13 protein-coding genes are annotated in these 14,629 nt (G+C 47.9%); 6 read left to right on the top strand and 7 right to left on the bottom strand.

Annotated features, from left to right (window positions below; all coding sequences use genetic code 11):
* Positions 1 to 134: 134 nt before the first annotated feature.
* The 7 genes from MKY95_RS30430 to MKY95_RS30400 form a co-directional block, all read right to left on the bottom strand.
* Positions 135 to 3,359, bottom strand: a complete 3,225-nt coding sequence (locus MKY95_RS30430) for an efflux RND transporter permease subunit (protein WP_339195861.1) — start codon at positions 3,357 to 3,359, stop codon at positions 135 to 137.
* Positions 3,360 to 3,392: 33 nt separating this feature from the next.
* The gene (locus MKY95_RS30425) at positions 3,393 to 4,340 is read right to left on the bottom strand and encodes a TetR/AcrR family transcriptional regulator (RefSeq protein ID WP_339195858.1); all 948 of its coding nucleotides are present in this window, start codon (positions 4,338 to 4,340) and stop codon (positions 3,393 to 3,395) included.
* Between the two features lie 213 nt (positions 4,341 to 4,553).
* A complete protein-coding gene (locus MKY95_RS30420) occupies positions 4,554 to 4,685 on the bottom strand; it encodes a hypothetical protein (protein ID WP_280523080.1) in 132 nt (43 codons plus the stop codon).
* A gap of 212 nt (positions 4,686 to 4,897) precedes the next feature.
* A complete protein-coding gene (locus MKY95_RS30415; protein WP_017691901.1) occupies positions 4,898 to 5,212 on the bottom strand; it encodes a multidrug efflux SMR transporter in 315 nt (104 codons plus the stop codon).
* Positions 5,212 to 5,553, bottom strand: a complete 342-nt coding sequence (locus tag MKY95_RS30410; protein WP_017691902.1) for a multidrug efflux SMR transporter — start codon at positions 5,551 to 5,553, stop codon at positions 5,212 to 5,214. The genes MKY95_RS30415 and MKY95_RS30410 overlap by 1 nt, the downstream gene beginning before the upstream one ends.
* Complete coding sequence (locus MKY95_RS30405; protein ID WP_315370809.1) at positions 5,550 to 6,173, bottom strand: TetR/AcrR family transcriptional regulator; 624 nt, start codon at positions 6,171 to 6,173, stop codon at positions 5,550 to 5,552. Before MKY95_RS30405 ends, MKY95_RS30410 begins: the two co-directional genes overlap by 4 nt.
* 126 nt (positions 6,174 to 6,299) lie before the next feature.
* A complete protein-coding gene (locus MKY95_RS30400; protein ID WP_315370810.1) occupies positions 6,300 to 7,775 on the bottom strand; it encodes a phospholipase D family protein in 1,476 nt (491 codons plus the stop codon).
* A 267-nt stretch (positions 7,776 to 8,042) separates the two neighbouring features.
* Here MKY95_RS30400 and MKY95_RS30395 point away from each other — a divergent pair, with 267 nt between their 5' ends.
* The 6 genes from MKY95_RS30395 to MKY95_RS30370 all read left to right on the top strand — a co-directional run bounded on the left by MKY95_RS30395 (position 8,043) and on the right by MKY95_RS30370 (position 14,628).
* Positions 8,043 to 8,987, top strand: coding sequence for a MerR family transcriptional regulator (locus MKY95_RS30395; protein ID WP_339195853.1), 945 nt, complete (start codon positions 8,043 to 8,045; stop codon positions 8,985 to 8,987).
* A gap of 264 nt (positions 8,988 to 9,251) precedes the next feature.
* Positions 9,252 to 10,802 carry a phytoene desaturase family protein gene (gene crtI, locus MKY95_RS30390; RefSeq protein ID WP_315370811.1) on the top strand — a complete coding sequence of 517 codons (1,551 nt, stop codon included), beginning with the start codon at positions 9,252 to 9,254 and terminating at the stop codon, positions 10,800 to 10,802.
* The gene (gene crtI / locus MKY95_RS30385) at positions 10,799 to 12,262 is read left to right on the top strand and encodes a phytoene desaturase family protein (protein WP_315370812.1); all 1,464 of its coding nucleotides are present in this window, start codon (positions 10,799 to 10,801) and stop codon (positions 12,260 to 12,262) included. The genes crtI (MKY95_RS30390) and crtI (MKY95_RS30385) overlap by 4 nt, the downstream gene beginning before the upstream one ends.
* Positions 12,259 to 13,131 (top strand): phytoene/squalene synthase family protein, encoded by an 873-nt coding sequence (locus tag MKY95_RS30380; RefSeq protein ID WP_127549019.1) that lies wholly within the window; start codon positions 12,259 to 12,261, stop codon positions 13,129 to 13,131. Before crtI (MKY95_RS30385) ends, MKY95_RS30380 begins: the two co-directional genes overlap by 4 nt.
* The gene (locus MKY95_RS30375) at positions 13,131 to 13,898 is read left to right on the top strand and encodes a carotenoid biosynthesis protein (RefSeq protein ID WP_127549021.1); all 768 of its coding nucleotides are present in this window, start codon (positions 13,131 to 13,133) and stop codon (positions 13,896 to 13,898) included. The genes MKY95_RS30380 and MKY95_RS30375 overlap by 1 nt, the downstream gene beginning before the upstream one ends.
* Positions 13,867 to 14,628, top strand: coding sequence for a lysophospholipid acyltransferase family protein (locus MKY95_RS30370; protein ID WP_036612609.1), 762 nt, complete (start codon positions 13,867 to 13,869; stop codon positions 14,626 to 14,628). The genes MKY95_RS30375 and MKY95_RS30370 overlap by 32 nt, the downstream gene beginning before the upstream one ends.
* Position 14,629 lies beyond the last annotated feature (1 nt).

Raw genomic sequence — 14,629 nt, 5'->3', positions numbered from 1 at the left:
TTACATAAAAAAAAGCCCCTTAACATCACATCGGAATTCAATCATTCCAATATGCGCTAAGGGGCGAGAAGCTAATATTATAGTCTACATTTAAGTTGTACTCGAACCGTTACATGAGTACAATCAACGACTTCTTAATCGTCGATTCTTTTCTTTTTAAATTTCATCAGGAACTCATACACAATCGGTACGATAACCAGCGTGAGCAGCGTGGAGCTGATCAGACCACCGATTACGGTAATTCCTAATCCTTTCGAGATGATCCCCGCACTTTCTTCGAGGCCCGTAACCAGTGGCAACAGGGCACCGATAGTTGCGAGAGCGGTCATCAGGATTGGACGCAGACGAGTTGCACCGGCTTCCAGCAAGGCTTCACGGGTAGGCATACCCTCTTTTTCCTTGTGAATAACACGGTCGATCAACACGATAGCGTTGGTGACCACGATACCGATGAGCATCAGTCCACCCATCATGGCGGAGACGTCGAGCGTACCACCAGCGATGAACAGACCTACCATAATACCAATGACCGTAAATGGCAGGGAGAACAGGATTGCGAATGGTGCCAATCCGCCGCCGAATGTAACAACGAGCACGAAGTATACAATGGCGATGGCCGCCAGCATGGCGAGACCCAGTTGAGTAAAGGTATCATTAATCTGTTCGGTTGTACCGCCAAACTTCACTTCAACGCCATCAGGCAGATCCAGCTTGTCGATCTCAGCCTGTAGGTTACTCGAAGCTTTCGTTACATCCGAAGCCAGGATGTTGGCTGTGACTTGTACAACAACTTTACCATCAATTTGCATGATGGAGTTCGGGGATGTACCTTCTTCCACTTTGGCAACATCTTTGATTGGTACTTCGATGCCAAGCGGTGAAGTGACGGTTTCATCCTCAATCTCTTTAATGCTGCTGAATGATTTGTTGTCTGTTTCTACATATACTTTGTACGTTTTGTTATCAATATCGACTTCCGTAAGCACAGGACGTTCCCGTGCCGGGCTCAGCGTCATCGCCAGTTGGCCTGCAGTCAGGCCCAGGGAACTTAATTTCTCCTGATCCGCCACGAGCGTATACTGCCCGTAGGTGTCAGCAAGTGTTGTATCTGCTTTTTCAAAATTATCCTTATCCGCTTCAACCAGTTTCAGAATTTCATCCGATACAGGTTTGAGTTGCTCTACATTATCGCCATAGATGGAGAGACTCAGGCCGCTACCACCCAGACCGCCGGACATGTCGAGCTCATTCCAGGTACCTACGGTAACTTCTTTCTTCAGACCTTCTACAAGCTGTTCCTTCACTTTGGTAAAGTCTTTCGTATCTTCGTTATATTCAATATAGAATAGAGCCGAGTTGGAACCACCGCCACCCATGCTGCTCAGTGGGTTACTTCCGCCGATGGAATATTGCATTTTCTCCAGACCCGGTTGTTCCAGCAACCACTTCTCGGCAACAAGTGCTTCTTTTTCTACATCTTCACGTAAAGCTCCTGTTTGAGGACTGTACGTAATGGTCACATATTTATCCTGTTGTTCTGGCAAGAAGCTTGCACCGATGAACGGGTACAGGAACAAACTGCCGACCAGCAAGATCACTGCAATACTGACTGTGATGAGTTTGTGTGAAAGGGTCCAGTTCAGCAGGCGTTTGTAACCTTCCGCCATTTTGCCTGGTTTTTCTTCGTGATTCTGTTTGTTCTTCAACCCTCCACGGAACAGGGTGTGCGCAAGCATCGGCACAATGGTAATGGCAACGATCAGGGATGCCAGCAAAGCAAATACCATGGTCAGTGCAAATGGCGTGAATAACTCACCGACCATACCGCTTACCAATGCCAGTGGCAGGAATACCGCAATAGTTACGATCGTGGAAGAAAGGATTGGCACAAACATCTCGCGAGTTGCTTCGCGGACTAGTTCACGGCCTTTCAGTTTCTCACCTTTGAGTGTTAACCTGCGGTAGATGTTCTCGATAACAACGATGGAGTCATCGACAACCCGTCCGATGGCAACCGTCATCGCACCCAGCGTCATCATGTTCAAAGTAATATCCATCATATTGAGAGCAGTCAATGCCATGAGCAAGGAGAGCGGGATCGAGATAATGGAGATAATGGTTGAACGAATATTACGCAGGAAGAGCAGGATGATCAGGATGGCAAACAAGGCGCCAAAAACGGCTTTGCCCAACATCGTGTTCACCGAGTCCTGAATTGGCTTACCTTGGTCAAGCAATACAGTCAAATCAGCATTTTTGAACTGCGATTGCAACTCTTCCGCTTTATCTTTGACTGCGTTAACGACATCAACCGTGTTGGCATCGTTGGATTTTACAATGGAAATACCAATCGATTCCTTGCCGTCTGTCCGGGAAATGGATTCCGCTTGACCGATGACTTCGATCTTGGCAATTTCACTTAATTTTACTGTCGGGATACCAGCTGCGTTGGCAGCACCTGAAGGGCTACCTACACCGGCATTACCACCAGCGGCTTGGTCCGTTCCTTGTGAAGCACCTGGAGCGGTACCTTGACCAGCTTCACCAGTTGGTGCTCCAGAGCCTTGAGGGGCTGCGTTTGAACCATTGCCTGTGGAAGTACCGGCACCGCCGGGTACAACTGGAATGGCAAGGTTTTTCAGATCATCGATGTCGATGATGTTGCCATCTACAACAACGGCTTTCTGGGATTTATCCAGTTCAAACAGTCCAAGGGGCACACGAATGGATGAACCTTGAACGATGCCGTTTACCGTATCTTCGGTCAGGCCCAGCTCGGCCATTTTGGCTTGGTCAAACTTCAATTGAACTTCTTTCACATATTGACCGGACACCTGGACCTGAGCTACACCGTCAATATCTTCGAGTGCAGGCTGAATATCCGATTCAACCAGTCGTGTCAATTGTTCCAGGTCACCGCCGTCCTTGTCTGACAGGCTCAGAGATACAACCGGGAAAGAGTCAATGCTGAACTTGGAAATGGTCGGCTTCTGCACGCTGTCAGGCAATTGAACTTCATTCAGTGCCTCACGAACGGTTGCAGTTGCGTTGGTCAGATCTGTTCCATAATCAAATTCGAGTGTGATCGATGCTGCGTTCTCCATGGAAGTGGAGGTAACTGTCTTCACGCCATCTACATTGCGTAGTTTTACTTCCAGCGGCTTCGTGACATCCTCAACAATTCCCTCCGGTGCAGCCCCCGGATCAATGGCAGTGACATTCAGAAACGGTACGTTGATGTTCGGGATTGTCTCTTGTTTCATCGTCAATCCGCTGTACAAACCTGCGAAAGAGATGATAATCGTCAGAATCCAAATCGCAAACTTGTTGTTCAGTGAAAAATTAATAATACCTTTCATACGATGGTTTCTTCTCCTCTCTGTTTCTCCTGTTTATATGTGTGACGAGTCAGCCTGGATAAACCGGCTATACTTGGCATCCAGACTGTGCTTAAGCTCAGAGTGCAAAGGTTTGATGGCAGATACGCTCTCCAAATTGTGCATCATGCCGAGAATGATGGCACGCCGCGGTGTGAATTCCATCATCTCCTGTCTGAGGATGGCGATGGTTTCGAGAACATCATTCTTTGTTTGCCCTGCGGGCAAATCGGAACCAGCGATATCCTGCATTTGCTTGATGATGTGAATGGGATGACGCATCACCGTGGAATCCGGATGGGGTTCGGTAATCCATGCAGGCCAGTCCTCCAAAGGAATCAAAGGCAAAGGTCGCTGCTTAAGGAATCCGTGCGCTGCATAATCCATCATTTGCAGTAAATTTGTTGCCATTTTGGTAACAGTAAGGGACGGCATCTCTGTAAACCAGATCTTGACGTAGGAAAGGAATAGCCCCTGTGTCAGCAAAATAAGGTCAATCGTATAAGGTTCAATCTCCGATCCGTACTGCTCCTCCAGCTTATCCTTAAACCAATGTAAGGTACGGACTTCCAGATCTCTTTGCAGCGGATGGCATTGTTCCTTGCGTTGCTGTTCATCATCCATCATCATGCTGCGCATCTGTACTCGCAAAAATTCCTTGAGCTCGGCAACATGGATCAACAGTGTCTCAATCTGCTTGTGAAGACGTTCACGCGAGGTAAGGCTGGTTTCATGCTCAATCTGTGTCATCTCGTCCATGAGCGTGTACATGCAGTACTCCAGAGTACTGGCTTCTAATTCCTCTTTGGATTTGAACATGATGTAGAGGCTGCCTTTGGACATCCCGCATAATTCTGCAATCTCTTGCATGGATGTTGCAGCACTGCCTTTGGATGAGAATAACTTGAGTGCTGTAGTAATGATGAGCTTTTTCTTCTCATTCATCTCATGTATAGGGTTCATTAACGATGCATTCACCTCATCAGGGAACTTGTGAGTTCTTGAATTGACTTTAAGGTCAAAATAAGTATAAACGATCTGGTTAAAGGAATTCAAATGGTAGTAAATTGGAAAATGTATATGGGGAAAAGTGGCTGATCAAAGGGAAGGAGAGACGGCAAGTAACAAGGCGTAGCTTGTATGTACGATATGGATAAGGTATCAAGAACGTTTAAGTTAGTTTCCTCCAGTGAAGGCGTACAAGGCGAGTATAATAATGGCGACTAGAGCGATGAGATAGAAAATGGCCATGCCGATCAGAAGGGTATACCCTGTATAAGAGCCCATGCGTGCCAATAACTTTTTCATGATTTACGACATCCTTTCTTACGTGGCAAAGTATAAAGAGGTTCCCTATTTATATCATTCCCCAAAAAAGACGACTTTCTGATCGAAGTCGTCTTTTTTATATTACAGAATTTAATAGATATCATAATGGAAGCTAAGAATTACACGATAACGGAGATTGGAAAAGTGGTACTGCAATCGGAGATATAAAGTATAACTTCATTTTACTTTCGTTACGTGATGAGCTTCAGACCAACGGCTGCCACCAAAATCATCGCGATAAACAGGATACGCTTCGCTTCTTTCCGTTCACCGAACAGGAACATGCCTGTTAACGTACTGCCGACCGTCCCGATCCCGGTCCACACGGCATACGCTGTGCCCATCGGAATAGACGTCATGGCGTAGGACAACAACGAGAAGCTGAACACAAACGACACCAGCATAAGTACGATGTATGGCCATCCTTTCTTGGTGGAAGCACCATTAATACCGATTACGCCGAAAATTTCACATATCCCTGCACCTACAATTGCCATCCAAGCCATTATACTGCACCTCCTTTGGCTTCTTGCTGATCCGTAACCAGCTTCAGTCCGATTACGCCGCAGAGCAGCAGCCCGATAAGCAATACTTTGGCCAAGCGGAACGGTTCACCGAACAATACCATTTCCGTAAGGACAGTACCCGCCGTACCAATTCCCGTAAAGACGGCATACACCGTACCCACAGGCAACCTTTTGGAAGCGGCAATGATCAGTCCAAAGCTGATCACGATGGCAATCCCCGTTAAAGTCCACTCCCAGGCATTCGAGGCATGTTTCAGCCCGCTTACCCAGACAATCTCAATAATTCCGCCGATAAATACATATAACCAGTTGCGGTTCATGTTGTTGAATCTCCTTCCGGCACAACGCTGTGTGCCTCGTCGTTCAAATGATGAATGCCATGCCAAAATACAGGCCAGGCTGCTTCCAACCGTCTCTTGTACCGACGGGAACTTCCATAGATAATCTCCACTGTGATACCGTCGAGAAACGTCATAAATGCAATGGCGGCTTGTTCCGCGGGTAGGGGCGGTATATCTTCATTACGCATTGCCCTTTGCAACAGACGAGTCAGTGCGCGTTCCATACCATCGATAAACGGATACACTTGATCCATCACTTCGCCATACAGAGAAAGGGGGGGGTAAAAACAATTACGCAACATCAAACGAGCCGAAGCATGGGCATTGTATTCTTGTTCGAACCAGATCAACAAGCCTTTCAGCCTCTGCTCCAATGGCAGATCCGCATGATCGCGGAAATATTCCAGTGTGTGCCGTTTTACCTCGTGAAATGCAAAGTCCAGTGTGTGTAAAAACAAGTCATCCTTGCAGCTGAAATGCGCATATATGGACGGTTTTTTAATCCCGACTTCATCAGCAATAGCTTTCAGAGAAGCTCCCTCATAGCCATCTCTGGCAAAATGGAACAGGGCTGCATCCCGAATGGATTGTGCAGTCATTCAATCACCTTCCTAACGGTCGTTAGGTAATTATATTTTCACACTTTACATCACCTGTCAAGATGAAAATATCCGCCTGCACAGTAGAGTACAGGCGGATATAACAGGTATGGATGTGGTTTCTGATCAAAAGGTCGTAAGACCCAGAATCAGTTGCAACTTATATAGGATACCTTTCAAAAACGTAGTCTTCTCCTGGAACTCATCCAGGTCTAACGTGAACTCGGCATCATTATTATTCCATATGCGCTCAAAATAATTCGCGATATCGAGTGTGAACTTATTGTCTGGAGGTGCAGCAACCCATAGATCATTCTCCAGATTGTAGTCATTCATGTTTCGGGGGGTGAAATTGGTTGAACCCCCTAGGACAATATGATCTCCGGTTGCTTTGGCAAGATAGATCATCTTGGTATGGTATTGCTCCTTGGTGGTGTTATACCAGCGGATCTGTATTTTACCGTCGGATTTATCATGCAATTCAGCGGCGACAGGACGGTTCGGAATCCCGATCTTTTCCTGACCAAAAGCATTTTCATTTGGATCTAGTACAAGCCGGATCTCGGTTCCTCGTTTTGCGGCTTCCAGCAGGGCTTCCAATACTTTCGGAGAGGCCACATAGAACATGCCCATCCATAAGGTGTCACCTTTGCCAGCTTGATTGATCTCATGGAGTACAGCGTCATTCACTTTGCCTTCAGTTAAATAGCGTATTCGCAAATCTCCCGTGTTTGAATTCGAGGAAGGAGCTGTGTAGGCAGGAACCTTGCCTCCGCCTGAGATGTCTAGAACAGCTTGCTCGGACTGAAGAATATCGCCAATGATTGGACCTGTTACTTCAAATGCAATATTCGAGTGGTAGGCACTCGCATCATGGATATTGCCAGAAGAGACAATCGCTGTCTTCTCACTAACAACAACTTTACGATGATTGGCCTTCACATTGAGCAGCTTGAGATAGGAACGCACAGTGACATCCGGACCATCCGTGGCCATCAGGTTTTTGATCCAGCCATCTCCAGATTGGCCAAACCATTGGAAGAAGGTCCGCCAGACCGCAGAGTATACTGGAGTTGAATCACGCAAAGGGTCCACATCCGTGATGACCACATGAATGCCTGCTTGTTTCATTTGTTCCAGCAACGGATTGGGTGCTGAGTTATAGTTGGTATTTACTTCATCTGTAATAAACCAGATGTCCATATCAGGATGTTGATTTTTTTTGGCGACCAGCGCTTCGGTAAATTCGGAACTGACAGGTGGGAAGTTCTGTCCCTTATGTTGATAATTATTGAACAAGAACATATCCACCAGGACAAACTGCTCTGCTTCCTCGACAATCTGCATCATGCGCTGGAATATCTGTTGTTCATGCTGCATCTGTCCGTCGGAGGAAGGATAAGTGAGGTCATGCAGGAACTCGACTTGATCCACACGATACTCCGGACTTTCGTAGGAAATGCCCGCTGGTAATGGTTTGTAGGTCTGATAGAGCATGACGGCGATGAGCCATAGGACTAATAGGACAAGTCCTGTTCGTATGTATGGAAATTTGCCGCGTGAAGACTTGCGGTCTGATGTATGGCGGCGTAATGAGACCAACGGTGGACTCCCCCTTCTGTACTTGCTGACTTCTATTACCACACGGATGATAACGTTGACGCAGGAGAACCCGCTAGCATAACGAATGTAGCAGTAAAACGCATATGGCAAAATTGGCAGTATGCAATCGACAGGTGTCTGAGCGTTGTGTATAATGAGTGTATTATTTTTGTAGAATGTTAGGGTTTTCATATGCCTGACAAGGACGGGGAACCAATGATATAACCTTTGAAATCTGGACATTTAGGAAAGAAAGTGGGTAATAAGGTGTATTCCATCAAACAAGTCGCTGCCATGCTCGGTATCCCGACGGTGACGCTCCGGGCTTGGGAGAATCGGTATAGTGCGGTCACCCCTGAACGGACGGAATCGGGTTATCGAATGTATACCGAAGAGAATGTTGCGGATCTGCGCTGGTTGAAAGAACAGGTTGAGCTACATCAGACCAATATTTCGGAAGCGGTACGGATGTTGAAAGTAAACAAATTAAATCCGCCCGAGGCTGTGCCCACGCCGATCATGGCTTCGGTGCCTACGATGGAAGAAGCCTACGCACGCATGGCTGATCAGATCTATGACTCGCTCTACAACTTTCAGGGTGAACGTGCCAATGGTTTGATTGATTTTGGGTTCACCATGTATGGGTATGACTCGATGTTCTATCATGTGTTGGTGCCCATTCTGGTCCGGGTTGGAGATGCATGGGAGCAAGGCAGGGCTTCGGTGGCTCAGGAACACTTCATGACACAGCTGATATCACAGCGGTTTTATCAGTTTTTCCATCTGTTCCCGATCTATCCGCATCTGCCCAAAGTTCTGGCGTTGTGTCCGGAGGGGGAGCACCATCAGGTCGGATTGCTGCTGTTCTCTCTCTTTATGCGCAAAAATGGAGCGGAAGTACTGTATCTGGGTGCGAACACGCCAGAAGAAGGTATCTTCCCGATTATCCGGGAGCAGAAGATCAAGTTGGTCTGCCTGTCGATCACAAGTCCAGGGCTTCTTGAACGGTGTGATCAGCTCGTCGAGCGGATTATGAACGAGTTCCCGCATATTCGCTTTGTACTTGGAGGTAAAGGCTATGAGCGTGCAGAGCATGCACGTTATCCGCAATGGATTATGCCGGAGAGTTCTGCGGACTGGCAGTCGTGGATGGAGCGTGAATATCTCTCCGAGCGGTCACCTGGTGCACGGTTTGGACAGGCCAATAATTAAACATAATCTCAAATGATATGAATAGGTTAGTGTATAAAGGACATCCTTTGACGAAAGTGATCAAAGGGTGTTTTTTGTGTTTATAAATGGAGTAGTAGTGTATTTTGACCGACGGGTCATTTTTTGGTTTACAAGCTCGTATAATATTTGTATTATATTTGTATAATGTTTTTGCTAGTTACCGCTTAAAGTATTCTTGGGCGGTTTAATAATAGGTTAGGGGCTAGAGAACTATAGAATTCCCTACATAGAAAGGTGAGTGGCATGATACCGAATCAACAACGCAAACGTGCAGCTGTCATTGGCGCAGGTCCAGGTGGACTTGCAGCAGCGATGTTATTGTCCGGTCAGGGGTACGAGGTAGATGTGTATGAGAAACAGCCAGTCATCGGGGGGCGTTCTGCCAGATTGGAACTGGGTGAATATCGATTCGACCGCGGTGCTACATTTTTGATGATGCCTCAGCTGATTGAAGAGATGTTTGACGTGGTGGGACGTAAGTTATCCGATTATGTGCATATGAAAGAGTTAACCCCACTGTACGCACTGAACTTTGGTGATAAGGTGTTCACGCCTTCTCGTAATCGGGAAGATACAGCTGCACAGATTAAGGAATTGTTTCCGGGTAATGAAGACAATTACCTTCGGTTCATGCAAGAAGAAGAAGTGAAATTTGGCAAAGTCATGCCTTTACTCCGTCGTCCTTTTGGCAAGCTGACTGACTATTTGCGCAAGGATGCGGTAACAGCTCTACCTAAGCTTGATGTCCACAATACAGTCTATGGAATCTTGTCCCGCTATTTTACAGACGAGCGTCTGCGCTGGGCATTTACATTTCAATCCAAATACCTTGGCATGTCTGCCTGGGATTGTCCGGGCACCTTTACCATACTATCGTTTATTGAGCATCACTACGGATTGTTCCACCCCATTGGCGGCGTGAATCGGATCTTCCAAGCCATGGCCGATGTCGTGGAAGAATACGGAGGACGCATACATACTTCCACCCCGGTGAAACAGGTCATCGTTCGCAATGGTCGTGCAGAAGGTGTGTTGCTTGAGAACGGTGAACGCATCGAAGCAGACCATGTGGTGGTGAACGCCGACTTTGCACATGCGGTTAACCATCTGTTTGAACCAGGCGTGCTTAAGAAATATACCCCGGAGAAAATGAAACGCAAAAAGTATTCCTGCTCTACAGCAATGCTGTATCTGGGCGTGGATGGTGATGTGGATCTGCCGCATCACTCGATCTATTTTCCCGAGGACTACCGGTTAAACGTTGATGAGATTACAAAGCATAAAATGTTATCAGCCGATCCATCTCTATATATTCATAACCCTTCCAGACTTGATTCGACGCTGGCACCGGAAGGGAAATCTGCTTTGTATGTTCTTATGCCTACGCCTAACCTTACCGCAGATATTGATTGGGAGGCAGAACGGGAGAATGTGCAGGAGGCCATGATGAAACGCATGGAAGGCATTCCTGAGCTGGCAGACATACGCAACCGTATTGAAGAATGTATGCTGTTCACTCCACTTGATTGGCAGACTGAACTAGATGTGTATCGCGGAGCAACGTTTAATATGGCACATAACCTGGGTCAGATGATGTATCTGCGTCCCCATAACCAGTTTGAAGAGTTGAAAAGTGTATGGCTGGTAGGCGGCGGAACACATCCGGGTAGCGGGTTGCCCACGATCTTCGAATCGGCACGGATCAGTGTCAGACTGATTCAGGAAGAGGACGCACGCACACGTTCCAAGCCATCCTCTTATGTGAAGACGGCAGAAGCCAGAGGGCATTCATGAAGCGGGCCGCTATTGTAGGCGCAGGGATTGGCGGACTCACTTCGGCACTGTTATTGAACCGTCAAGGCTGGGATGTCACCGTGTATGAACGGGGTTCCCGCGTTGGCGGACGCATTGGATATGAGCAGGAAGGCGAGTATCGGATCGATCAGGGGCCAACGATCGTACTGTTGCCGGAGATGTTACTTGGCATCATGGAGGAGGCAGGCGTAGATCGTTCGAAGATTGAGTTACTTCGCTGTGATCCGTTATACAGAGTGCATTACCACAGTGGTCGTGTCATGACCAAGATGACCTCACGTGAAGAGCAGACGGCGGAGATTGAACGTTTGTTCCCGGGAGAGAGCCGGGGATTCTCACGATTCATGAAAGATATGGACACGTTGTTTCCGGCAGGCAGGGCAGCGTTTCTGGAAAGGGCTTTTCCGCGCAAAAGGGATTTCTTCACCCCTTCGCTCATGTCACTCATGGGCAGATTGCGTGCACACAAAAGTGTCCGGAAAGCGGTAGGCGATTATTTTGAGCATGAGGAATTGCTTGATGCGTACTCTCTGCAAAGTTTATACATCGGTGGATCACCGTTTGGAACGCCAGGTATCTATTCCCTTTTGCCTTACGCAGAGCATGAATATGGCATCTGGATGGTCAAAGGTGGATATGCAGCATTGCCGGCTATTCTGGAACAGGAACTGATATCACGTGGTGGGCGTGTCGTGCTGAATTCGGAAGTGACCGGACTCAAGATTAAAAATGGTGTGTGTGAAGGTATAGAAACGGCAGCAGGCGCAGAAAATGTGGATGCAGTTATCTACAATGGTGATTTCCCCCATCTATCAGGTTTGCTTGGACAATCACCAGAGGTAGCACGTAAAAGAAAACCGTATCGTCCCTCTTCCGGATGTGTATTGCTCTATGTGGGCGTGGACAAAACCTGGGAAGATGCAACGACGCACCAGTTCTTCCTGCCACCGAGTCTTGAAGGCAGTTTGCAGGAAGTGTTCAATCAGCGACGCATTCCGGCAAAGTCCTCATTTTACGTATTTAATCCGGTCGCATTGGATGAAACTGCAGCGCCTCAAGGACAGAGTGTATTATATTTCCTCATTCCCGTACCAGATGCCGAAGGTGTCGACTGGGATCAGGAGAGTGAAGCATTGGCAGAACGGGTACTGGAAGAAGCGGAGCAACGTGGATTCCCGGGACTTCGTGCAGCGATCAAGTGGAAAAAGGTACGTACACCCGCTGACGCAGAGCGAGACGGGCTCTATGGGGGCGGAAGCTTTGGTATAGCACCTGTATTATTCCAGTCCGGTGTATACCGACCGCAACCCAAACCATTCCCTAATATAAAGGGATTATATGCCGCAGGAGCATCTGTACATCCAGGTGGCGGAGTGCCGATTGTAATGCAGAGTGCACGGATGGCCGTCAATCAACTCATGAAGGAGATGGGAACATGAATGAAGCGATTTTGAGCAGGTGTGAAGAGTTGATGCAAAAGGGTTCTTCCTCTTTTTATCAGGCCTTTAGAGGGCTGCCAAGTCCACGTCGGGAAGCGGTATATGTCATTTATGCCTTCTGCCGCATGATTGATGACAGTGTAGACGAGCCGGAACATTCGCCATATACGATTCACGAGATCCATGATTTGTTTGATCGGCTAGACGATGCGGAAGGACACTTTATCTGGCCAGCACTGAGATGGTTGTTCAGCAGTTTCCCTCATCTGGATAAGGGGCCATTTTTCCGTCAGATGGAAGGGCAGCTCACAGATCTTAAAGTAACGCATTATACAACGATGCAGGAACTGGAGCATTATTGTTATCTGGTGGCCGGAACCGTAGGCGAGATGTTGTTGCCTGTATTGAGAGATGATAACGGCGCAGAAGTAGCGATGAACGGGATTGCTTTGGGTAAAGGGATGCAGATCGTTAATATTATTCGGGATGTTGGTGAAGATCGGGCCAGAGTGCGTCGGTATGTTCCGCTGGAAATCATGGAGAAGCATGGTTACACCGAGCAGGACTTTGAAGACGGGGTTGTGGACGAACGTTTTATTGCCATTGTTCATGAATTAAAAGCTGCAGCATTGAACTGGTTCCGTATTGGCATGGATCGTCTGGATACGTACCCAACGGAAAGTGCATTTTCCATCGAGCTGGCAGCAGCCTTTTACTCCACCATTCTACACGCCGTTGAACGCAACGACTATGACGTATATACCAAGCGGGCATATGTTAGCGATGAATTGAAACTGGAGATGCTGGGTGCGATTGTGAAACGTTACCCGATGCTGGCCTATCAAGCCTCCCGAACGGCGGTATCCTGATGATCCAGTGGCTTTACTGGGCGTGGTATGTCATTGGAGCAACCTTGATGCTAACGATCGGTGTGCCTGACGTATTATCTTTTTCAAATGGTTTATTTCTAATCTTCTACGCATTGTATGTGCTGGATCTGATCTATCAAGGGCGTAATCGGACAGGCCTGTCCGACCAGTCAGTCATCTGGCTGAAACCCGGACTCTGGATATCCTCTGTGATTATCTGGCTTGGAGGTATGGGCGTAGAGTGGGTAGGCGTTCATACGCATTGGCCTTTTGGCGAGTATGCCTACTCAGACTTCTTCGGGATTCATCTGTTCAGTGTGCCAGTTACGCTGGGTTTCGCCTGGATCGCAGTGGTGGGTAACTCGGCGCTGTTAAGTGGCGGTGGTTCAACGTGGACTGGCAGACTGCTTCGAGCAGTGAAGACCGGGTTCTGGGCGATTGTTCTTGATCTGGTACTCGACCCTGTTGCGCATGCAAGAGGATTCTGGGAGTGGCAAGCCCCAGGTGGATTCTACGGTGTTCCGTGGTCCAATTACATAAGCTGGTTTATCATGGGTGCATTCTTGTCCCTTTTCCTTCCGGCCATGCCTAATGACCGTAGCTCATTGCTGCGTGCAAAATGGTTGTATCAGCTGTTTATTCTTCTGTTCGGCCTGCTTGCTCTAAAGGAAGGGATTACGGGCAGCTTTATCATCGCCATTGCTGGTGTGCTTCTTGCCGAAGGGAGCTGGCTCTATGATTCGCGCCGTAAAATCAAAACCGTTTAATCGTATTTTTGCCTTATACAATCACTATTATCTGCTACGTCGGCGCTTCCGCTCCTTCACGCTCACAGGGTCACTGGACCCGCAGGTGGACATCAGGGACAACTCCCCGATTGAAGCGACTCGTCCGGTGATCTATTTCATGAATCACAGCTCCTGGTGGGATGGTCTGCTGCTCTATCATGCGGCCAGGCAGACATCGCGGGGTGATCATTATGTGATGATGGAGGAGCAACAGCTTCAGCAATATGCTTTTTTTCGTAAATTGGGTGCGTATTCGATCAATAAGGAGAGTGCGTCCGGTATTCGGACCTCTCTACAGTACACCAGTGAATTATTGGATTCAGGTAAAAGGGTCTGGATTTTTCCCCAAGGAGAAATTCTGCATCAGGAGGCCAGACCGATTCAGTTCCGTCCAGGCATCGGATTGTTACTTCGTCGTTCTCCAAATGCCATTGCTGTACCGGTAACCTTGTGCCATGGGATGGTCCAGCATGATTTACCGGAAATATCGATGCAGGCGGGCCCGGCTGTGATGGAAGACTGGAAGGCGTTGAAGAGTGAAGAGATTGCCGCCAGACTCGGCCATGTGCTGGAACAGCAGTTAGACGATCATAGATCAGAGCTTATACGGATGGGGCAGGGAAGTTTGCCAGATGCGATTCCACTGATTCGTCATGTACGTTCGACAAGTGAAAAATACGATGCGGCACGAAAGCGGGTGAACCGTTAGC

Source organism: Paenibacillus sp. FSL P4-0176 (assembly GCF_037975265.1).
Lineage (GTDB): Bacteria > Bacillota > Bacilli > Paenibacillales > Paenibacillaceae > Paenibacillus > Paenibacillus amylolyticus.
The sequence above is the reverse complement of the archived record's forward strand: the minus strand, read 5'-3'. Positions and strand labels throughout refer to the sequence as shown.

Coding starts and splice junctions, on each gene's coding strand:
- MKY95_RS30430 (WP_339195861.1), bottom strand. CDS start 3,359: ATGAAAGGTATTATTAATTTTTCACTGAACAACAAGTTTGCGATTTGG.
- MKY95_RS30380 (WP_127549019.1), top strand. CDS start 12,259: ATGAATGAAGCGATTTTGAGCAGGTGTGAAGAGTTGATGCAAAAGGGT.
- MKY95_RS30370 (WP_036612609.1), top strand. CDS start 13,867: ATGATTCGCGCCGTAAAATCAAAACCGTTTAATCGTATTTTTGCCTTA.
- MKY95_RS30410 (WP_017691902.1), bottom strand. CDS start 5,553: ATGAACCGCAACTGGTTATATGTATTTATCGGCGGAATTATTGAGATT.
- MKY95_RS30415 (WP_017691901.1), bottom strand. CDS start 5,212: ATGGCTTGGATGGCAATTGTAGGTGCAGGGATATGTGAAATTTTCGGC.
- MKY95_RS30375 (WP_127549021.1), top strand. CDS start 13,131: ATGATCCAGTGGCTTTACTGGGCGTGGTATGTCATTGGAGCAACCTTG.
- MKY95_RS30420 (WP_280523080.1), bottom strand. CDS start 4,685: ATGAAAAAGTTATTGGCACGCATGGGCTCTTATACAGGGTATACCCTT.
- crtI (WP_315370812.1), top strand. CDS start 10,799: ATGAAGCGGGCCGCTATTGTAGGCGCAGGGATTGGCGGACTCACTTCG.
- MKY95_RS30425 (WP_339195858.1), bottom strand. CDS start 4,340: ATGAACCCTATACATGAGATGAATGAGAAGAAAAAGCTCATCATTACT.
- crtI (WP_315370811.1), top strand. CDS start 9,252: ATGATACCGAATCAACAACGCAAACGTGCAGCTGTCATTGGCGCAGGT.
- MKY95_RS30405 (WP_315370809.1), bottom strand. CDS start 6,173: ATGACTGCACAATCCATTCGGGATGCAGCCCTGTTCCATTTTGCCAGA.